Below are 19,141 nucleotides of genomic sequence, written 5' to 3'. Positions count from 1 at the left end.
ACTGCCTTCACCGGTGGGAGAGTCGGTCGCCGCCAACCTTATTTACGAGTAACGCCCCCCGCCGCTTTCACCAGCCGAGCGGGGGGCGTTTTGCGTTTTGCGGCCCAACCGTCCGCGAGCCGAGGGCCATAATTAGTGATATTATGAGGGTTGCTAACCAATTTTGCGCAGTAGTGATTGATAATTTATTTCATAGTTAGCACTTTATTGTTCTTAATTAGAACAGGCGTAAGCCATACTTTCGGTTAATCAATTTTCATTTGGTATGAAGCTGACCTATCCTTGGTTCTTATTGGCACTGCTGGCAATTGCCATTCCCATAGCTATTCACTTGCTTCAGTTACGTCGGCCACATCGGCTGCTATTTACCAATACAGCTTTTATAAGGGAGGTAGACTTAGTAACTGTGCGACATCGAAAGGTGCAGCATCTATTTATTCTACTGGCGCGAGTTTTGGCAGTTGCTACAATGGTACTGGTTTTTTGCAAACCCTTTATCCCTGCTGCACAAAGCGTAAAGGAGGCTAACTCAAGTGTGCTTGATGTGTTAGTCGATAATACTTTTAGTATGCAGCTACAGGGTGCTGCGCAGGGTTCCTTATTTCAGGGAGCAATTTCTCAAGCTGGGCGTTTGGGCAATTTAGAGTCCGCAAGTGGTAGACTCAAGCTAATGAATAGCGGTAATGGATTGGTTACTCAAGCCGCTTATAAGAATAAACTGGATGAATTAAAATTGACCAGTCGGAACCCCTATTATAAAATTGATGAGGCAGCTGAAGCTCAAACTGAATCCAAAAATTCGTTATTCATTTTATCTGATTTTCAAAAGGATTCATTCAATCCTAAACTGTTAGCCAAAATAAATCCAGCTCAGAATGTGGTTTTGGTGCCGCTTGTGGGGAAGAAGGTTGGCAACTTGTATGTTGATAGTGTGTGGCTCGACGATGCTTTTGTGCGCGTTCGTACCAATATTGGGTTGCATGTACGGGTTCGAAATGGAGGGCTAGCAGTAGCAAATGATAGCCCGGTTAAGGTGTTTTTGGGAAATAGGCAGGTTGCAGCTTTTCGAGTGACTGTGGAGCCAGGCCAGGCTGCGGCTTCCGTTGTTCAAGTGCAGTTAAATGATAATGCGCTGGCATTGGGGAGAGTAGTCACTGAAGACACTCCTGTGACTTTTGATAATACTTTCTATTTCACGCTGCAGCCCGCAGCGGCTATCCGAGTATTAGAAATTGGGCCAGAGCCGGTGGCTCAACAACTCTATGGTAACGAGCCCCTTTTTACCTATTCTTACTCTAAGCCTCAAAGTGTCAATTATGCCGCCATGCGGCAAGCTAATTTGGTGATATTGCGAGAAGTGGAGGCGATTGATGCAGGGCTGCGTGAAGGGTTGCGAGAAGTAGTAAAGCGTGGTGGAAATGTTGTAGTAGTCCCTTCTGCCTCGCCCGCAGCGCACAATTCGTATCAGCAACTGTTTAAGGATTTAGGGCTGGGTACTGCTCAGTGGGAGAATGTGACAGGCACGCCGGAACTACGGGATGTGGCCATGCCCAGTGCTCGGGAACCGTTTTTTCGGGATGTATTTGGGGCCCAACAGCGCGCCGTGACTATGCCCCGTGTGGCGCCGGTGCTACGCTGGACACGGACGGGAACAGATATCCTGCGGCTGAGGGATGGGGAGAGCTACCTTGCTGATTTCCCGACTGGTGCTGGCCGGGTCTATGTCTTTTCAGCTCCATTTTCAAAAGAGTACTCTGACTTTACTGCGCATGCGCTCTTTGTGCCGGTGATGTACCGTATGGCCATGCTGAGCTACCGGAATGAGCAATTTCCGGCTTACTCGTTGACTCAACCAACGGTGACGTTACAATTGCCAACAACGAACAATGAGCTAGCAAGACCTAATGGAGCGGCCGATGAAGCGGGCTTTAGGCTTGTAAAGGATAGTTTGACCTTCATTCCGGCCCAGCGAGTGTTGGGCCAAGAAGTGCGTCTGGAACTGCCGGAGGGAATGGATTCACCGGGATTCTACCAAGTGCAGCGGCAGGGGAAACCAATCACCACGTTGGCCTTTAATATGGATAAGCGAGAATCAGAACTGGCTGCTTATTCGGCTGATGACTTGCGGAAAATGGTCGGGAATCGGCCAAATATTCGGGTGCTGGAGGCAGGAGAAAGCGGCGCGGATTTGGCAAAGTTTCAGGCTCAGCAAACGGGGCAGCCGTTGTGGCGTTACTTTTTGGCTTTGGCGTTGATGTGTTTATTGGCCGAGGCCCTACTAATTCGTTATGGGACCCGGCGTGCGGTTGTCAGGGTTAAAGTAGCGGCATAGAATTGTGCTTTTGTGAGCAATCTGACGGGTCTGGTGGCGCATGGCTCGTAACTTGCCGCTTTAATAGGTGCATTTTTATGACTGTTTCTTCCTTCGAACCGAATACTCCCGCTATGAAGTCTGATTCGGGCATCGTTACGCGGTTGGGGTTGCGTTTTGGAGTCGGAGTGGGAATGTTGTGTGCCGCTTGGATGGTGGGATTACAGCTAACCGGCAATAATGGCTTTGGCCCCAAGCAAATAATGGCTCAGTTGCTGGTGCCGCTGGCCGCAGTGGCCAGCGAGTGGGTTTTGCGGCGAAAGTTGCAACCCGAGAAGCCCGGACTGGGCCGCTCGCTAGGCGTAGGCGCCTTGACGGCATTGCTCGCGGCGCTGGTTTCGGCAGGCAGTGTAGTGGGGCTGGCGTATGCCGCTGGAGAGCCGGCATTGGCCAGGCAGCGGGCCGAAGTAATGGAAATTGTGCGGGCGCAACAGCACGAAAACGCGAAGGTGGTGGTATCGGCGCAGCAACAGCGGCAGCAGATTCAAAGCGTGGAAAATATGACGGTAGGCGACATAGCCACGAGCAATTTTTTGCAGGTGCTGGTGCTTGGTTTGGTGTTGGCCGTGCCAGCGGGAATATTTCTGCGGGAATAATTCGGATTATCTTTCGGCTCACTCACACCTTTCACAACATTAATTCACATGGAAACAAACGCTACTCCAGTTACAACTGCTTCGGTAGGAATGCGCTATGGCCTGCTCACTGGGCTGATTAGCATTATCGTATCGTTCGGCTTATTCGCTGCCCACATGGAGCAAAGCCCGTTGCGGTTTATAAGCTTTCTGGTGCTGGCGGGCGGCATGGTAATGGCCATGCGGTATTACAAGGAGAATAACCACGGCTTCATGCGCTTTGGGGAGGGTCTGGGCATCGGCACGATATTATCGGCGGTAGTTGGGGCGCTGAGCGCCATTTTCTCTTATGTGTACATGAACATCATCGACCCCGAGGTAGTGGGCCGCATGATGGAGAAGGCCCGCACGGACATGGAGGCGAGGGGAGGCCTGTCGGATGAACAAATCGACCAAGGCATGGCCATGGCTGGTAAGTTCATGAATGGTCCGATAATGCTGGTGGGCGTGGTGTTGGGGACTGTTTTTTTTGGTGTGTTGCTGGCGCTAGTCATTTCAGCATTTCTTAAGCATTCGAAGCCTGAGTTTGAATAAATCGTCCGCTGTATTTCCGGTAGAATTATCTATCGTAATTCCGCTGCTCAACGAAGCAGAATCGTTGCCCGAACTGACCCAATGGATTGCGCGGGTGCTAGTTGCGCGTGGGCTGACCTATGAGGTGCTTTTGATTGATGACGGCTCAACGGATGATTCCTGGGGCGTTATCGAAGCATTGGCCACGGGCGATGCCACGTTGCGGGGCATTCGTTTCAACCGGAACTACGGCAAGTCGGCGGCGTTGAATGTGGGCTTTGAGGCGGCGCGCGGCCGGGTGGTATGCACGATGGACGCCGACTTGCAGGACTCGCCCGAGGAATTGCCCGAGTTGTATCGGATGATTACGGAGGACCGATTTGACCTGGTGAGTGGCTGGAAACAGAAACGGTTCGACCCGCTGTCGAAGACCATTCCGACTAAGCTGTTTAACGGTGCTACGCGGTGGATTTCGGGTATTAAGCTGCACGATTTTAACTGTGGCTTAAAGGCTTACGACCAGCGCGTTGTGAAAAGCATTGAGGTGTACGGCGAGATGCACCGCTACATTCCCGTGATTGCGAAGTGGAACGGTTTTCGCCGCATTGGCGAGAAGGTGGTGCAGCACCAAGAGCGCAAGTATGGCGTCACGAAGTTTGGGCTGGAGCGGTTTGTGTACGGCTTTCTGGACCTGGCCAGCATCACGTTTGTCAGCCGGTTTCGGCGCCGGCCCATGCACTTCTTTGGCACGCTGGGCAGCTTGTCGTTTTTCTTTGGCATGCTGCTCACGCTGTGGCTGACGGGCGAGAAAGTATGGCTGGCCTACCACAACCTGCGGGCGCGAAACGTGACCGACCAGCCGTTATTTTTCCTAGCGTTGGTAGCGGTAATTGTGGGCGTGCAGTTGTTTTTAGCTGGTTTTCTGGCGGAGATGGTGCAACTGAATGGGCCACGCCGTAATGATTATCTGGTGCGGGAAACGCTGAATTGAGCTGGCTCAACGGTGGTGTTCTCGGTCAGCTCAACTGCCGACGGATACTTTTAGCTCAAGCCACAAATCAACAGCCCTGAACCACCCGGAAAAGGGAAAGCCGGTACTTTCGGACGAGTACGTAATTACTAAATGCGGATTGTAATAATTGGGCCGGCGTACCCTTTGCGGGGCGGATTGGCCACATATAATGAGCGGCTGGCGCGGGCTTTCAAAGAAGCTGGCGACGAGGTGCACATTGTCACATTTTCGCTGCAATACCCTGATTTCCTTTTTCCTGGTCAGACGCAGTTCAGCACCGAGGCGGGGCCGGCGGATTTGGATATTGAAGTGAGCTTGAACTCGGTGAATCCGCTGTCGTGGTGGCGGGTGGGGCGTCGGTTGCGGGCCGAGCGGCCGGATATGGTGGTGTTTCGGTTCTGGCTGCCGTTTATGGGGCCGGCATTGGGCACGGTGGCGCGGCTGGTGCGCGGCAACGGCCACAGCCGCGTGGTGGCGATTACCGACAATGTGATTCCCCACGAGAAACGGCCGGGCGATGGGCCGCTCACGCGTTATTTCCTCAGTGCATGTGATGGGTTTGTGACCATGAGCCGCAGCGTATTGAGCGACTTGCAGCGACGTGGGTTTGGCCGAAAACCGGCCCTGTACCGGCCGCATCCGCTCTACGATAATTTCGGACCGATAAAGTCTAAACAAGAAGCATTAGAGGCACTTAAGTTACCGGATACTACTGGTTATTTGTTGTTTTTCGGCTTCATCCGGGCTTACAAAGGGCTGGATATCATGCTCGAAGCATTTGCCGATGAGCGGATTGCGGCCCTGCCGGTGAAGCTGATTATTGCCGGCGAATTCTACGAAGATGCCGCGCCGTATGAGGCCTTGATTAAGCGGTATAATTTAGAAACGCGGATAGTCCGAGCCACCGATTTCATTCCCAATGAGAAGGTGGTGGATTATTTCTGTGCGTCGGACTTAATCGTGCAGCCGTACAAAAACGCTACCCAAAGCGGCGTGTCGCAAATAGCGTATCACTTTGAAAGGCCGATGCTGGTGACGGACGTGGGCGGGCTCGCTGAGCTAATTCCCGACGGCGTAGTGGGCTACGTAGTGCCGCCCACCGCGAAAGCCATTGCTGATGCGGTAGTGGATTTTTATGCACAGAAGCGGGAGGCAGCTTTTACAGCCGGCGTACGCGAGCAGAAAAAGCAGTTTTCGTGGCCCATTATGGTGGCTGCCCTAAAAGAAGTGGCTGGCGCTACTGTCGAGCAACCGAAGCCAGTTGAGCTGAAGTAGTTGCCGCTCGATTGTAAATAAACCGGCAGAGATTTCAGCTCAACTGCTAGCGAACTGCTGCTGGTATGGGCAACGTGGCTTGCACGGCGGCGAACACCTTTTCGGCGGGCAGGTCTTCCATACAGCTAGTGCCCAGCTTGCAGGTGCCCCGGTAAAAGCACACGCATTCCCGGTTGGGCTGCACGATTTGGCCGCGCCCGTAGAGGTCAAATTCGTACGGGTTGAAAATGTTGTTCATCAATATGGTGGGCTTGCGCAGGGCAATGCTGATGTGCATGGCCATGGTCACCTGCGTAACCACGGCATCCATCTGATGCATCAGGTTGATGAACTGGGGGAGCGGGAAGGTGCCCAGGTACGTGGCCCCGGTGGCGGCCTGCAGGTGCTGATTGCGGGGCGCTTCGGCCTCGCCGCCGAGCAGCACGGGGGCGTAGCCGGCCTGCTGCAGCTGGGTAATTAGGCTAATCCACTTTTCGTCGCTCCACAGGCGGGTAGTCCAGCGGTCGCCGCAGCCGGTGTTGAGGCCGATGCGCAGGCCGGCGGGCGGCAGCTGGCTCCAGTCGTAGCCTTTGTCTTCGTGGGTGTCAAAGACGTATTCTTCCCCGCGGAAATCGAAGCCGCAGAGCTCGAAGATTTCCTGCACGTAGGGCTTGGTGTTGGCTTGGCTGACCTGGTCGAAGAGGCCGGTCAGGAATTTGTGCTCGGCAAGCTCGTTCTGGGGCCAGGCCACGCCGTCGTAGGAGCGAAGGGCGTAGCCGAACTTCTCCTTCGCCGAAATAGTGTTCAGCAGTGCGCAGGCTTCCTTTTCCTTGTCGAGGTTGATTACCACGTCGAACTCCCGGGCCTGGAGCTGCAAGGCGCTGGCGAAATCAAATTTCAGAATTTCGTCGACCTCGTGCTGCGGCAGAATGGCGGGCGTGTGCGTGAGCCAGGTAATGTGGCAGTTGGGCCGTTCCTGGCGCAGCCGCCGCAGCAGCGGCGTAGTCCGAATGACGTCGCCGATGGCCCCGAGCTTGATGATGAGCACACGGCTACTGACGGGTGCGTAGGCCGGGCAGCCCTCGCACACATAGCCGTGGGTTTTGTTGGGGCGGCAGGGCAGGTCGCCGCGAAAGTGGCGGCAATCGGGGTGGAGCGTCAAGTGGGCTAAAAAAAGGTGGGGGCCAAAGTTAGGAGGACTTTAGGCGCCTACATAATTGGAAGGGGTGATGTGGAGCAACTCGGCCCGAACGGAGTCGCTCACGTCGAGGGACTCGATAAACGCCCGGATGCTGGCCGCCGAGATGGCCTCGCCAGTGCGGGTCAGGGCCTTGAGGGCGTTGTAGGGGTCAGGGTAGGCTTCGCGGCGCAGGATGGTCTGGATGCCTTCGGCCACCACGGCCCAGTTGGCTTCCAGGTCGCGCTGCAGGGCGGTTTCGTCCAGGGCCAGCTTGCCCAGGCCGCGCTGCAGCGCTCCAAGGGCGATGAGGATGTGGCCGAGCGGCACGCCCAGGTTGCGCAGCACCGTTGAGTCGGTGAGGTCGCGCTGGAGGCGGGAGATGGGGAGCTTGGCGGCAAAGTGCTCGAGCAGGGCATTGGCCACGCCCAGGTTGCCCTCGGCGTTCTCAAAATCGATGGGGTTGACTTTGTGGGGCATGGCCGAAGAGCCTACTTCGCCGGCCTTAATGGTCTGCTTGAAATAGCCCAGGGAAATGTACTGCCACACGTCGCGGGCCAGGTCGAGCAATATGGTATTGAGCCGCTTGAGAGCGTCGGAGTGGGCCGCCAGGTGGTCGTAGTGCTCAATCTGGGTAGTCGGGAAGGACCGATGCAAGCCCAGGCGCGCATTGACGAAGGTGGTAGCGAAGCCGTGCCAGTCTATCTGAGGATAGGCGACGTGGTGGGCGTTGAAGTTGCCGGTGGCGCCCCCAAACTTGGCCCCAAACGGTATTTGGGCCAGCAGCGCTACCTGGGCGTCGAGGCGGGCCACAAACACATCTATTTCTTTGCCCAGGCGGGTGGGCGTGGCCGGCTGGCCGTGGGTGCGGGCCAGCATGGGCACGGCGGCCCACTCCTGCGCGCGGTCGGCCAGGGCATTGCGAACGCGGGCGTAGGCCGGCAGCAACTCGCCCATCAGCGCATCCCGGAAACTCATTGGGATAGCCGTGTTGTTGATGTCCTGCGAAGTGAGGCCAAAGTGAATAAACTCGACGTAGGCGCCCAGGCCCAGGGCCGTGAATTGGTCCCGCAGGAAGTATTCCACGGCCTTTACGTCGTGGTTGGTGATGGCTTCGTGGGCCTTGATGGCCTCGGCGTCAGCTTCACTAAAAGCCTCGTAGAGGCGGCGCAGGGCCGGGAAGATTTCGGGCGATACGCCGTGCAACTGCGGCAGGGGCAGCTCAACCAGCGAAATAAAATATTCGACTTCGACCAGTACGCGGTAGCGAATCAGGGCCATTTCGGAAAAGCGCTGGGCCAGCGGGGCGGTGGCACGAGCATAGCGCCCGTCGAGGGGCGAGAGGGCGGTAAGGGGGCTGGGCATGAATGCAAAAGTACTCGCTGAAATGAGCGCGCCGGCAGGGCCTGCTCCCCCGTACCCGACACATTACCCGTATAGTACCTCCAACTCGGCAATGAAATTTCCACTTGCCGCTACCGTTTTTCTTACCTTTGGCGCTGGCTATCCAGCCCATCTTATTGAGTTCCGTGCGCATATCCCCCTCCACCAAACGACTTCTTATCGGCATTCTGGGCAGTTTGGCTGCACTTCTTCTGCTGGCTTTCGCCGTGTTTCAGTGGAAGCGGCAGCAATTGCTGACCTACGCTTTGGGCGAAGTAAAAGCCAAGGTTGAGCGCAAATACCCCGTGATTCTCACCCTGGGGCCAGCCCAATTTTCGGGTTTTAAAACCGTAGAAATCGATGGGCTAAGCCTCGTGCCGCGTGCTAACCCCACCGATACCCTGCTCACTGCCAAGCGACTGGAGGCTAGCCTGAGTGTGCGGTCGCTGTTTGCGGGGCGGCCGGTTTTCAGTGGGCTCGAAATCATCACGGCCCGCCTCACGCCTCACAAAACCGCTAAGGGCGACAACTACGGCTTTCTGATTAAAAAACAGAAAACCAGCACTGTGCCGCGCAACACTACGAAGGGCACCAACTATGGGATGCTCCTGAACCAGGTGCTCGAAACGGTTTTCGACAATGTACCCGGCGAAGCCAGCTTCAAAGATTTTTTCGTCACGTATTACAGCCCGCATCACACGGCGCTGCTGCGCCTGCCCGAGCTTAGCATTAAGGACGGGGACATCTCGGGCCGGCTCACGGCCAACATCGACTCGGTATCAAACGAGCTGGGCATCAGCGGGCATATTGAGCCGGGCGACTACGCCCTTTCGGCGCGGGTGTTTGGCGTGGGCGGCTCGGTGCAGCTGCCGTACGTGCCGCGCCGCTTTGGGGCTTTGGTAAGCTTCGATACGGTATTGGTGCGCATTGATAGCAAGGACTTCGACAACGACGACACCGGTGGCAGGCTTACCGTGCGTGGCTCGCTGGCAGCCCGCAACTTTAGCCTGTACCACCCCAAGCTGGCGGCCGACGAAATCGAAGTAAAGCGCGGCGCCCTGGACTTTGTGGCCACACTGGGCCGCGGCACCGCGGTGCTAGAAAAGGGCAGCAAGGTCACGGTGAACAAAATCGTGCTCTTTCCCGAAATCAACGTGCGCCTGAAGCCCAGCCGGGCCGTCAGCATCAACGTGACGTCGGCCGAGACCCCGGCCAACGACTTCTTTGAATCGCTGCCCACGGGTATTTTCGACGAGGTGCGGGGCGTGAAGGGCACGGGTACGCTCACTTATCACTTGCGCGGCAGCCTGGACATGGCGCACGTCGACAGCCTGAAATTTGATTCCGGCCTGCGGGGCAAGAACTTCAAGCTCACCAGCTTCGGCGACGAAGACCTCAACAAGCTGAACACGGCCTTCCTGCACACCGTGTACAACGACAAGGGCGACTCTGTGCGCACCTTTGTTGTGGGCCCGCCCAACCCCGACTTTGTGCCTTACAACGAAGTCTCGCCGTACCTTATTCACGCCATTACCACGGCCGAGGACCCGCGCTTCTTTACCCACAAAGGCTTTATGGAGCAGGCGTTTGTGAAGTCGGCCATTCAGAACATCAAGGAGAAACGCTTTGCCCGCGGCGGCAGTACCATTTCCATGCAGCTGGTCAAGAACGTGTTTCTAACCCGGCAGAAGACAGTGGCCCGCAAGATAGAAGAAGCCCTGATTGTGTGGCTGCTCGAAAACACGCACCTGGCCAGCAAGCAGCGCATGTTTGAGGTGTACCTAAACATCATTGAGTGGGGCCCGAGCAAGTACCGCTGGCCCAGCGGCAAACGCGGCGTGTACGGCGTGAAAGACGCGGCCCTGTTCTACTACGGCAAGCGCCCCAGCGAGCTCAACCTGACCGAGAGCCTGTACCTGGCCAGCATCATTCCCAAGCCCAAGTATTCGCGCTACTCGTTCGATTCCTACGGTGGCCTGCGGAGCAGCACGCGCTACTTCTTTCGGCTGATTGCCAACATCATGGCCACCCGCGGCCTGATTACAGATGCGGACCGCGAAAACCTGGCATACTCGCTAAACCTGCGGGGCCCGGCCAAGCAGTTCATGCATTTCGCGCCGCGGCCCGATACCACGCGCGCCACTGCCGCCGCCGACTCCAGCCAGTTTGAGCCCCTCAACTTGATTGACCTACTGAACACCGGCGCCGCTACGCCCGATGCCGGCGTGAACTCCGGTGCGCCAGAGGTGGAGCCGCCCAAAGCACCCAAGTAGGGCCTCGCTCGCAAGCAGTTATTCTGATTCCTTTTTCGGCCACACTACCGAGGCCAAAACGCTCAGGATGAGTAGGCCGCCTACTACGCCCAGGGCAATGGGCATGGGAATGGGGAAGATGCTTTCGACTAAAATCTTGGTGCCGATAAAGACCAGGATAAGCGAGAGGCCATAGTGCAGGTGGTGAAACACGCGCATCATGCGGGCCAGGGCAAAGTACATGGCCCGCAGGCCCAGCAGGGCAAACACGTTGGAGGTGAATACCACGAAGGTGTCGCGCGTGATGGCCAGAATGGCCGGAATGGAATCGGCGGCAAACACGACGTCGGTGGTTTCGACCATTACCAGCACCACAAACAGGGGCGTGGCAAAGCGCAGGCCGTCGCGGCGGATGAAAAATCTGCCGCCGTCCAGCTGCCGGGTAATGGGCAGGTGGCGGCTCAGAAAGCGCACCACGGGGTTGTTTTCGGGGTCGATTTCGGGTTCGTCGCCAGTAAGGCCCATCCGAATGCCGGTGTACACCAGGAAGGCCCCCAGCAGGTAAATCAGGAAGTGAAACTTGGCCAGCAAGACCCCGCCCACCAGAATGAACACCCCGCGCAGAATAAGCGCACCCAGCACGCCCCAGAACAGGATGCGGTGCTGGTATTGGGCGGGTACTTTGAAGTAGTTGAAAATGAGCAGGAAGACAAACAGGTTGTCGACGCTCAATGCCTTCTCTACTAAGTAGCCGGTGAGCCACTGCAGGCCGGCTTCGGAGCCCATGGTGCGGTACACCAGCACGTTGAAGCACAGCGAAAGAACGACCCAAAACACACTCCAGCTCAGGGCTTCGCGCAACTTTATTTCGTGGGCCTTGCGGTTGAAGACCAACAAATCGAGCAGTAGCAGCCCAATTACGAAAGCATTAAAGGCCAGCCAGAACAGGGGAGAATTTTCCATGCGTGGAGGCAAGATACGCCGGGGCAAGGTGCAGGTTGGCAAAGCGGCACGCATACCGCTGCCACCTCCAATACTGCCTGACTTAGCACAATTCCCCGCTTGGATGCCTTTTCTGCCCGCACTAGCTAACGTGTGCGTCGCCAGGCTGTCGCTGCCCCACGGGCTTTAGCGGATGCAGCCAGCTGCCCATTTTCATCTGCAGCACGCCGAAGAAGGCTTCCTCCACAATGCCTTTCGACATTTTGGAGGTGCCGCGGGTGCGGTCGGTGAAGATGATGGGCACTTCTTTGATGCGGAAGCCCAGTTGGTAGGCCAGCCATTTCATCTCAATCTGGAACGCGTAACCCACAAAGCGGATGCTGTCCAAGTCGATGGCGCGCAGCACCCGCGCGGTGTAGCACTTGAAGCCGGCGGTGGCGTCGCGAATGGGCATGCCCGTTATCAGGCGCACGTACCAGGAGGCGAAATACGACATCAAAACCCGCGACATGGGCCAGTTTACCACGTTTACGCCCTGGATGTAGCGCGAGCCGATGGCCATGTCGTAGCCCTCGTAGGCGCAGGCATCGTGCAGGCGAATCAAGTCGTCGGGGTTGTGAGAGAAGTCGGCGTCCATTTCAAACACGTACTCGTAGCCGTGTGCGAGCGCCCAGCGAAAGCCGTGGAGGTAGGCCGTGCCCAAACCTTGCTTGCCGCTGCGTTCTTCCAAAAACAAGCGCCCCGGAAATTCGGCTTGCAGGCCCCGCACAATGGCGGCGGTGCCGTCGGGCGAGCCGTCATCAATAATCAGCACATCGAAATCCCGCGGCAACGACATCACCTTGCGGATAATCAGCTCTGCATTTTCGCGCTCGTTGTAGGTAGGAATTAGGACGAGGCCTTCACTCATGGGCTCAAAGATAGGGCCTGCCCGCACGAAGCTGCATGGCCGTGCTGATTCCCAAGGTGCTATTTAGGGCGTAAATCGTAATATTCCTATGCTTTCGGCGGCAAAGACGAGGCAGGAATCACCTGGTTTCAAGCCCCTAAAGCCGCGGCTACGCGCCGGGCATGGCGCACGCAGTCCGGCACACTTACCCCGCTGCACCAATTGGCCACGGCGAGAATGTGCTCGGGTTCTAAGGCCAATGCGGCCGCGTGCGCCCCCACAATGTGCTCGTCGAATTGCGGAATGCTGCGGGGCCAAAAGTAGCGGCCCTGCCACCGCGGCGCCCCCGTGATGCCGTAAAAACGGCTCAATTCGGCGTGTACGGCGGCTTTCTGGGCCCCCTCGGCTTGGTTGGCGGCGGCCTCGTACTGCGCCCCCCCCACAAACGTGGTAAACAGCACCTGCCCGGCGGGTACCCGCTCGGGGTAAATGGAGCTGGTCCAGATGGAGCCGGCCGCGTAGGTGCCTTCCACCTTGGGGTGCAGCGCCCCAAAGCCGTTGAGCGGGTGCGTCACGGCCGCCCGGTCGTAAGCCGAAAAAACGACGCTCATGGGCGGGTACTGCACGGCCGCCAAAGCAGCCGATTCCTTTGGGAACAATGGCTGCAGGAGGGAGGCCGCCGCAAAAGCGGGCAGCGCCAGGGCCAGGTGAGAGTAGCCAGGAGCGGCCGCCGCCGAGTTGAGCTGAAGCTGGTAGCTGCCATCGGCGAGGCGAGCCACCCCGGTAACAGCGGTATTGGGGTGGTAATGGGTGAGCCGGGCCGCAAGCGTATCGGTAAGGGTTTGCACGCCGGCTCGGAGCGTGACGATGCGCCGGCGCGCGGCGCCCTTACCCGTTTTGGCCAGGCCGCGCAGCACCGAGCCGTATTCCTGCTCCAGGGCCGCGAGCTGGGGAAAGGTTTTATGCAGCAGCAGGCGCTCCGGGTCGCCGGCGTAGATGCCGGCCATGAAGGGGTTCACGGCGTAGTCCACGATTTCGGGGCCGAAGCGGCGGCGGAAAAAGTGGGCCACAGTCTCGTGGGCGTTGGGCTGGGCCGCGGGCTGGCGCAGCTCCCGAAGCAGCTGCCACTTGGCTTTCAGGCTGAAAAAGCCGTTGGTGAGCAGGGTGGGCGGCGAACCGGGCAGCTGGCGGTAGCGCCCGCCGCGCAGCACATAGCGGTGCTTGCTCACAGCCGCGCTGTCCTCAATCTGGTCGCTCAGGCCCAGGTCGGCAAGCAGCTCTTCCAGCTCGGTGCTCAGCTGCAGGGAATTAGGGCCGGCTTCCAGGAGGTAGCCTTCGGGCATGTGCCGGCTGAGCAGGTTGCCACCGGGCCGGGCGTCGGCTTCGTACAGGTCGTAGGCCACGCCGGCCTGCTGCAGGTACCAGGCCAGGGTGAGGCCGCTGATGCCGCCGCCGATGATGGCAATTTTCATAAGGAGCTTGCGCGAATTGGGCTGCAAAGTTAGCCCCGCACTACTGCGGTTGGCCCGTAGCTTTGCGCCAATGAAAACAAAGAACAAAGCCGTGTTTCTGGACCGCGACGGCGTCCTGAACGACGAAATCGGCGACTACGTTTGGAAGCTGGACGACTTCGTGGTGAGCCCCGGCGTGCCCGAGAGCCTGGCCCGCCTGAAGGCAGCCGGCTACTACCTTGTGGTGGTGACCAACCAGGCCGGCATTGCCAAAAAGCTCTACACCGCCGCCGATGTGCTCGATTGCCACACCAAGCTGCAGGCGGCCTGCAGCCACGCCCTCGACGCCCTCTATTTCAGCGATGCGCACCCCAGCGTGAGCGACTCCATCATGCGCAAGCCCGATTCGGGCATGTTCGAAAAAGCCGTGGCCCGGTTCAACCTCGACGTGTCGCAGTGCTGGATTGTGGGCGACCGGTACCGCGACATGGAAGCCGGCGAGAAAATCGGCGTGCGCGGCATCATGGTAGGGCATACTGAATCGGTCGATTTCACGCCCCGCGTCGCGGATTTGCAGGCCGCCACGGATATTATTCTTGGGGTGTAGAGACGCAATACTTTGCGTCTTGTCGTCCGCGCCGTTTGGGTGTGTTGAGCCATTAACGTTCAACGACGAGACGCGAAGTGTCGCGTCTCTACATGGACCAGCGGTATATAAAAAAGGCCGGCCTCCCGTTTGGGAGGCCGGCCTTCTTTATGCAATCCAGCTCAGTTACTACTGGCGTTCGGCAGGCGTAGCGGTGCTGGCCGTGATGGGCGCGGAAACGGGCTTAGCTGCTTTGGTGCTGCTGTAAGCGGGGCAAACCTGGCGGTTGCAAGCGCCGAGCGAAAGGGCCGCAAAACCGGCAGCGAGCAGAACGAGCTTTTTCATAATTATAAAGAAAACGGGTGAGGGGAGACGGGGTTCAGCTTCAAAGATAAGGAGCTACACCTATATTTTAAGAAAAATTACCAACGCAGAAATTGCATTATTAGTATCCGAGGATTTTCATCATACTGGCGGCTTCCTGCTGCGGCGCAAACACCGTGTCAATAAGCGTGCCGTCGGGCGCGCGGTCGAGGATGACGTGCTGCGGCGCGGGGATGAGGCAATGCTTGATGCCGCCGTAGCCGCTCAGGCTTTCCTGGTAGGCGCCGGTGTGGAAGAAGCCTACGTAGAGCGGCTGCGCGTAGGTGGGCTTGCGCTCGGGCAAGAACACCTGGTAGATGTGCTTTTCGGCGTTGTAGTAGTCCTGCGAGTCGCAGGTGAGGCCGCCGAGCTGCAGCCGTTTGTAGCCTCTTTCCCAGCCGTTAACCGCGAGCATGATAAAGCGCTGGTTAAGCGCCCAGGTATCGGGCAGGTTCGTGATGAACGAGCCGTCAATCATGTACCACAGCTCCTTGTCGTTCTGCAGTTTCTCGTCCAGGATAGAGTAGATGGTGGCCCCGCTTTCGCCCACGGTGAAGATGCCGAACTCGGTGAAAATGTTGGGCTCGGGCACGCCTTCTTCCTTGCAGATGCGCTGAATGGTGCGCAGAATTTCGGCCACCATGTAGGGGTAGTCGTACTCGGGCTGGATGCTGGTCTGGATGGGGAAGCCGCCGCCAATATCAATCGTGGCCAGCGTGGGGCACACCTTGCGCAGCTCGCAGTACTTGTGCACGAAGCGGCTCAACTCGGACCAGTAATAGGACGTGTCCTTGATGCCGGTGTTGATGAAGTAGTGCAGCATGGTGAGCTCGAAGCGCGGGTCTTCCTTAATGCGCTTCTCGTAGAGCGGGATGGCGTCGGCGTAGCGGATGCCCAGGCGCGAGGTGTAGAACTGGAAGCGCGGCTCCTCGTCGGAGGCCAGGCGCATGCCCAGGTTCACCTTCTCGCGCACGTGGTCGTGGTAGTACTCGATTTCGTTCGGCGCATCGATGATGGGCATGCAGTTCACAAACCCGTCGTTAATCAGGTCGGCGATTTCCTTTTTGTAGGCCTCGGGCTTGAAGCCGTTGCAGATGATGTGCTTCTGCTTGTCGACCTTGCCCTGGGCATGCAGGTTGCGGATGATGCTGATATCGAACCACGACGAGGTTTCGAGGTGGATGTCATTTTTCAGGGCCTCTTCCAGCACGAAGCGGAAGTGCGACGACTTGGTGCAGTAGGCGTAGGAATACGAGCCCTGGTAGTTCGTTTGGGCAATGGCATCGGCAAACCATTTCTTGGCCCGCTGAATCTGGGAGCTGATTTTGGGCAGGTAGGTGAGGCGGAGCGGGGTGCCGTATTTTTCCACCAGGGCCATCAGGTCGATGTCGTGGAAGCGGAGCTCGTGGTCCTGGACGGTAAAATCGGCCGTGGGAAAATCGAAGGTTTGGGAGATGAGGTCGTGGTACGTATCCATTCGGGTTTTTGAATGCGGCGGGAAAACCCGACCTTTGCAGTCGGCGGGTCAAAAGTACCGCCGAGGTTGGGAAGTAGTGGGAACAATCCGTTGTTCTACCGCTGTCCCGCCTCGCATCGTGACGATGGAATGATAGCGACTTGGCTACGGTAGAGCTACTCTACCGCAAGGCAGCGCTCGAAGGTTTTTTCATTTAACAATTATCAGTTAACAATTAACAATCGCAGGCACTCCTAACGGATTGAACGACTGTTAATTGATGAATGATAATTGTTGAATGAATCCCCTTGGAACGATGCCCCATGTCCTACCCAAATTCCCACCCGATGAAACGCATCAAATTACTGGAAGTCCGCTCCGAACTGGGGGCCGGCACGCGGGGCGCCAGCATGGGCATCGACGCCCTGCGCGTGGCCTGCCTCAACAAAGGCTCCGATTATTTCCGCCGCTTCAACTCCGTGGTGGTGCCGGACCTGAACCACGTGCTGTTCGACAAGAACCCGTTCCCGTTTGCCAAGCACATCGACGCCATCTACACCGTGCAAAAAGGCATTGCCAACGCCGTGGAGCAAACGCTGCGCTTTGGCGAGTTCCCGCTGGTGCTGGCCGGCGACCACAGCAGCGCCAACGCCACCATTGCCGGCATCAAGGCCACCTACCCGCACAAAACTCTGGGCGTGGTGTGGATTGATGCCCACGCCGACATCCACTCGCCCTACACCACCCCCAGCGGCAACGTGCACGGCATGCCGCTGGCCGCCGCCCTGGGACAGGACAACCTCTCGCACCAGCGCAACCAGCCCGACCCCGAAACCGAGTTCTTCTGGCGCCGCCTCAAGGACCTGGGCGAGCCCGGCCCCAAGCTCACGCCCAACCACTTGGTGTACGTGGTGGTGCGCGATACCGAGGAGCAGGAAAATGCCATCATCGACCAGCTGGGCATCAAGAACTTCAAGCTGGACGAGTTCCGCGCCAAAGGCCCGCGCCAGGTAGCCCGCGAGATTTACGAACAGCTGCGCTTCTGCGACATGGTCTACATTTCCTTCGACGTAGACTCCCTGGATTCGCGCTTCAGCAAGGGCACCGGCACGCCCGTTGAGCTGGGCCTCGACGTGCCCGAAGCCATTGCCCTGTGCCGCGCCCTGCTCGAAAACGACCGGGTGGTGTGCTTCGAGATGGTCGAAATCAACCCCACGCTAGACAGCGAGAACACCATGGCCAAGAATGCCTTCAACATTCTGGAAGCGGCTACGGAGGCCATTGAGCAGCGCCTGCGGCTGGATGAAGTGGTGAGCCGGTAAGGCGGCTGGCCGAACTGCGGCCAGCAGCAAAATCGTCTGTCATGCAGAGCGCAGCGAAGCATCCTCTCACCGCTGAACGACTCGTTCCAACGTGATAAGATGCTTCCTTCTTCAGCATGACAAGAGGCGCGGTAAAGTTGCTTGACTACGCCGACCTCCGGTTCGCTGCGCTTTGTATGACCGGTCTTTTAATTTCTGCCACTAATCGACAGCCCCCTTAGTTGGCTATTTAAAACTTGCTGATAAACGCATAAGCCCCCAGCGTGTACTCCGTGGTCGAGGAGAAGTGGTTGCCGCCGGCAATGGGGTGTAGCTCAACTTGCGTGGCGCCGCGCTTTTGCATGGCATCATAGGCATCCTGCGAGTTGAAGAACGGCACGTAGTCATCGGCGGTGCCGTGGAACAGTGCCAGCGGGGCGCGGGGCTGCCAGTCGTAGATGTCGTTGGCGGTGAGGGCGGCGGCGAGCGGCGCGTCGGAGTTAGTGAGCACGGCCTGGCGGAAGGCGGGGGTGAACAGCTGGTCTTGCTGGCTGGGCACGGCGGCAAACGGGTTGGCCTGCAACTGGGTGGCGTAGGGCTCCTGGTAGTAGAACGACAGCGGCCGGTTCAGGGCATAAATGCGGTCGTAGGTACGCAGTACCCACACGTAGGTGCTCAGGAAGCTGAGCGGCTGCGTGGCGCTGAGAATGTAGCGGGCAAAAGCAGACTTGTGGTAAGCGCCCGCGCCGGGCGCGCTGGCCGTAACGGGCAGGGTAGTGGCGTACTTTTCCTCCAGCAGCTTGTGCAGCGCCATGGTCGCGTAGCCGCCCTCGGAGTAGCCCAGCAGGAAGTTTTTCTGGTTCAGGGTCACGTTCTGCTGCTGGCAGAATTCGCGCGTGGCCCGCAGCATGTCGGCCGAAGCGGAGGCCAGCGAGGCGGCTTGCTCGTAGGGGTGGGGCAGGCTTTTGGAAGCACCGTAGCCGAGGTAGTCGGGGGCCGACACCACATAGCCCGTGGAGGCCAGCACCGACACCACCGTCCACACGTCGCTGCCGGAGGCGTAGTAGGAGGGGGCCTGGCCTTCGCTGCTGGGCGCCAGCGTGCCGTGCTGGTAGCTGAGCACCGGCAGGGTTGCGGTGGCCACCGGCACCAGCACCGCCCCGGAGGCCGTGGTCTCAGTGCCCTCGGGCGTGCGGGTGTGGTAGGTGAGGCGGTACACCCGAATGGGGTAGCGCACCAGGCTGCCGGCCAGCGGCACGCTCTGCACGCGGCTTCCCAGGGTGGCGGCGCTATACTCGCCAATCAGCGTGCTGCCGGCCAGGACCGAGGTATCGGCGGTGGGGGCTGCGGCGGCGGGTTCGGGAGCTGTGTTCTTGCAGGCCGGGGAGGCAACAAGCGCCACAAACAGCCACAGGAAACGGTATTTGGAAGGGAAGAAAAAACGGGATAGCAGCACGTGGCGAAGAATTAGAGCAAGAATTCATGCCCAACATTGCTTCGCAGCGCCGACGTTCCGACAACTGGTCAGTACCCGATGGCAGATTGGCTGCTTTGCC

16 protein-coding genes are annotated in these 19,141 nt (G+C 58.2%); 8 read left to right on the top strand and 8 right to left on the bottom strand.

All coding sequences use genetic code 11. The features are described 5' to 3' along the window. Window positions 1-265: 265 nt before the first annotated feature. The 5 genes from LJ738_RS16625 to LJ738_RS16605 all read left to right on the top strand — a co-directional run bounded on the left by LJ738_RS16625 (window position 266) and on the right by LJ738_RS16605 (window position 5,806). Window positions 266-2,332 carry a BatA domain-containing protein gene (locus LJ738_RS16625; protein WP_227787507.1) on the top strand — a complete coding sequence of 689 codons (2,067 nt, stop codon included), beginning with the start codon at window positions 266-268 and terminating at the stop codon, window positions 2,330-2,332. A 77-nt stretch (window positions 2,333-2,409) separates the two neighbouring features. After that, a complete protein-coding gene (locus LJ738_RS16620; protein WP_317206808.1) occupies window positions 2,410-2,967 on the top strand; it encodes a DUF4199 family protein in 558 nt (185 codons plus the stop codon). A gap of 48 nt (window positions 2,968-3,015) precedes the next feature. After that, entirely contained in the window at window positions 3,016-3,540 is a 525-nt protein-coding gene (locus LJ738_RS16615; protein WP_227787505.1) for a DUF4199 domain-containing protein, read from the top strand. Beyond that, complete coding sequence (locus LJ738_RS16610) at window positions 3,533-4,510, top strand: glycosyltransferase family 2 protein (RefSeq protein WP_227787504.1); 978 nt, start codon at window positions 3,533-3,535, stop codon at window positions 4,508-4,510. Before LJ738_RS16615 ends, LJ738_RS16610 begins: the two co-directional genes overlap by 8 nt. A 132-nt stretch (window positions 4,511-4,642) precedes the next feature. Next, window positions 4,643-5,806 carry a glycosyltransferase gene (locus LJ738_RS16605; RefSeq protein ID WP_227787503.1) on the top strand — a complete coding sequence of 388 codons (1,164 nt, stop codon included), beginning with the start codon at window positions 4,643-4,645 and terminating at the stop codon, window positions 5,804-5,806. 46 nt (window positions 5,807-5,852) lie between these two features. On the opposite strand, the gene LJ738_RS16600 is transcribed toward LJ738_RS16605, so the two are convergent. Then, window positions 5,853-6,947: a glycosyltransferase family 9 protein gene (locus LJ738_RS16600; protein WP_227787502.1), complete on the bottom strand. Its 1,095-nt coding sequence runs from the start codon at window positions 6,945-6,947 to the stop codon at window positions 5,853-5,855. Window positions 6,948-6,986: 39 nt separating this feature from the next. Next, the gene (gene purB / locus LJ738_RS16595) at window positions 6,987-8,327 is read right to left on the bottom strand and encodes an adenylosuccinate lyase (protein WP_227787501.1); all 1,341 of its coding nucleotides are present in this window, start codon (window positions 8,325-8,327) and stop codon (window positions 6,987-6,989) included. A gap of 215 nt (window positions 8,328-8,542) precedes the next feature. Here purB and LJ738_RS16590 point away from each other — a divergent pair, with 215 nt between their 5' ends. After that, window positions 8,543-10,618, top strand: a complete 2,076-nt coding sequence (locus tag LJ738_RS16590; RefSeq protein ID WP_227787500.1) for a transglycosylase domain-containing protein — start codon at window positions 8,543-8,545, stop codon at window positions 10,616-10,618. Window positions 10,619-10,636: 18 nt separating this feature from the next. Here LJ738_RS16590 and LJ738_RS16585 read toward each other — a convergent pair whose 3' ends face one another. The 3 genes from LJ738_RS16585 to hemG form a co-directional block, all read right to left on the bottom strand. Beyond that, entirely contained in the window at window positions 10,637-11,560 is a 924-nt protein-coding gene (locus LJ738_RS16585) for a TerC family protein (RefSeq protein ID WP_227787499.1), read from the bottom strand. A 121-nt stretch (window positions 11,561-11,681) separates the two neighbouring features. Further along, window positions 11,682-12,449, bottom strand: coding sequence for a polyprenol monophosphomannose synthase (locus tag LJ738_RS16580; protein ID WP_227787498.1), 768 nt, complete (start codon window positions 12,447-12,449; stop codon window positions 11,682-11,684). A gap of 128 nt (window positions 12,450-12,577) precedes the next feature. Then, window positions 12,578-13,900 carry a protoporphyrinogen oxidase gene (gene hemG / locus LJ738_RS16575; protein WP_227787497.1) on the bottom strand — a complete coding sequence of 441 codons (1,323 nt, stop codon included), beginning with the start codon at window positions 13,898-13,900 and terminating at the stop codon, window positions 12,578-12,580. Between the two features lie 70 nt (window positions 13,901-13,970). Here hemG and LJ738_RS16570 point away from each other — a divergent pair, with 70 nt between their 5' ends. Then, window positions 13,971-14,486 carry a D-glycero-alpha-D-manno-heptose-1,7-bisphosphate 7-phosphatase gene (locus LJ738_RS16570; RefSeq protein ID WP_227787496.1) on the top strand — a complete coding sequence of 172 codons (516 nt, stop codon included), beginning with the start codon at window positions 13,971-13,973 and terminating at the stop codon, window positions 14,484-14,486. Window positions 14,487-14,654: 168 nt separating this feature from the next. Here LJ738_RS16570 and LJ738_RS16565 read toward each other — a convergent pair whose 3' ends face one another. Together LJ738_RS16565 and LJ738_RS16560 are read right to left on the bottom strand one after the other, a co-directional pair. Continuing rightward, window positions 14,655-14,810, bottom strand: coding sequence for a hypothetical protein (locus LJ738_RS16565; protein ID WP_157781048.1), 156 nt, complete (start codon window positions 14,808-14,810; stop codon window positions 14,655-14,657). Window positions 14,811-14,910: 100 nt separating this feature from the next. Continuing rightward, window positions 14,911-16,305: a type III PLP-dependent enzyme domain-containing protein gene (locus LJ738_RS16560; protein ID WP_227787495.1), complete on the bottom strand. Its 1,395-nt coding sequence runs from the start codon at window positions 16,303-16,305 to the stop codon at window positions 14,911-14,913. Window positions 16,306-16,631: 326 nt separating this feature from the next. Here LJ738_RS16560 and LJ738_RS16555 point away from each other — a divergent pair, with 326 nt between their 5' ends. Next, entirely contained in the window at window positions 16,632-17,606 is a 975-nt protein-coding gene (locus tag LJ738_RS16555) for an arginase (RefSeq protein ID WP_068193395.1), read from the top strand. 229 nt (window positions 17,607-17,835) lie between these two features. On the opposite strand, the gene LJ738_RS16550 is transcribed toward LJ738_RS16555, so the two are convergent. Further along, window positions 17,836-19,041 (bottom strand): alpha/beta hydrolase family protein, encoded by a 1,206-nt coding sequence (locus LJ738_RS16550; RefSeq protein ID WP_227787494.1) that lies wholly within the window; start codon window positions 19,039-19,041, stop codon window positions 17,836-17,838. Window positions 19,042-19,141 lie beyond the last annotated feature (100 nt).

This window comes from Hymenobacter plasmatis, assembly GCF_020711255.1.
Taxonomy (GTDB): Bacteria; Bacteroidota; Bacteroidia; order Cytophagales; family Hymenobacteraceae; genus Hymenobacter.
Note: the sequence above shows the minus strand (reverse complement) of the source record. Positions and strands in the feature narration are given on the sequence as shown.

Excerpts from the sequence above, each read along its gene's own strand:
- LJ738_RS16625 (WP_227787507.1), top strand. The coding sequence starts at position 266 with ATGAAGCTGACCTATCCTTGGTTCTTATTGGCACTGCTGGCAATTGCC.
- LJ738_RS16620 (WP_317206808.1), top strand. The coding sequence starts at position 2,410 with ATGACTGTTTCTTCCTTCGAACCGAATACTCCCGCTATGAAGTCTGAT.
- LJ738_RS16615 (WP_227787505.1), top strand. The coding sequence starts at position 3,016 with ATGGAAACAAACGCTACTCCAGTTACAACTGCTTCGGTAGGAATGCGC.
- LJ738_RS16605 (WP_227787503.1), top strand. The coding sequence starts at position 4,643 with ATGCGGATTGTAATAATTGGGCCGGCGTACCCTTTGCGGGGCGGATTG.
- purB (WP_227787501.1), bottom strand. The coding sequence starts at position 8,327 with ATGCCCAGCCCCCTTACCGCCCTCTCGCCCCTCGACGGGCGCTATGCT.
- LJ738_RS16585 (WP_227787499.1), bottom strand. The coding sequence starts at position 11,560 with ATGGAAAATTCTCCCCTGTTCTGGCTGGCCTTTAATGCTTTCGTAATT.
- LJ738_RS16580 (WP_227787498.1), bottom strand. The coding sequence starts at position 12,449 with ATGAGTGAAGGCCTCGTCCTAATTCCTACCTACAACGAGCGCGAAAAT.
- hemG (WP_227787497.1), bottom strand. The coding sequence starts at position 13,900 with ATGAAAATTGCCATCATCGGCGGCGGCATCAGCGGCCTCACCCTGGCC.
- LJ738_RS16570 (WP_227787496.1), top strand. The coding sequence starts at position 13,971 with ATGAAAACAAAGAACAAAGCCGTGTTTCTGGACCGCGACGGCGTCCTG.
- LJ738_RS16565 (WP_157781048.1), bottom strand. The coding sequence starts at position 14,810 with ATGAAAAAGCTCGTTCTGCTCGCTGCCGGTTTTGCGGCCCTTTCGCTC.
- LJ738_RS16560 (WP_227787495.1), bottom strand. The coding sequence starts at position 16,305 with ATGGATACGTACCACGACCTCATCTCCCAAACCTTCGATTTTCCCACG.
- LJ738_RS16555 (WP_068193395.1), top strand. The coding sequence starts at position 16,632 with ATGAAACGCATCAAATTACTGGAAGTCCGCTCCGAACTGGGGGCCGGC.